The organism is Streptomyces sp. TRM70350, from assembly GCF_019219825.1.
In the GTDB taxonomy this organism is placed as follows: domain Bacteria; phylum Actinomycetota; class Actinomycetes; order Streptomycetales; family Streptomycetaceae; genus Streptomyces.
In genome coordinates this window covers 1-531 of record NZ_JAHUXH010000123.1, presented here as the reverse complement: position 1 = coordinate 531, position 531 = coordinate 1, and the positions used below count along the sequence as shown (strand labels likewise).

At 68.5% G+C, this 531-nt stretch carries 1 protein-coding gene; it reads right to left on the bottom strand.

The window, feature by feature from the left end; genetic code table 11:
• A partial coding sequence (locus tag KWI83_RS37860; protein WP_218518896.1) for an SDR family NAD(P)-dependent oxidoreductase occupies nt 1-531 on the bottom strand: 531 nt, incomplete at both ends.

Genomic DNA, 531 nt, shown 5'->3' with positions numbered 1-531 from the left:
CCCCAGGCGATGGAGGTGGCGGGCAGCCCCTGCGCCCGCCGGTGCTCGGCCAGCGCGTCCAACGCGGCATTGGCCGCCGCGTACCCGCCCTGACCCGCACTGCCCACCACACCCGCAAGCGACGAGAACAGCACAAACGCACGCAGATCCAGACCAGCCGTCAGTTCATGCAGATACCAGGCACCGTCGACCTTCCCCCGCAACACCCCGTCGACCCGCTCAGCATCCAACGACTCCACCATGCCGTCATCCAGCACACCCGCCGCATGCACCACACCCGTCAACGGATAAGCCGAGACCAACTCCCCCAGCGCACCCCGGTCGGACACATCACACGCCACCACATCCACAGCGGCACCCAACTCACCCAGCTCCGCGACCAGCTCATCACCACCACCCCGACGACTCGCCAACACCAGCCGCCCCACACCGTGCTCAGCCACCAGATGCCGGGCCACCACACGACCCAGCGCACCCGTACCACCGGTCACCAGCACCACATCGTCCGCACCGAACGGCACGACCCCGTCG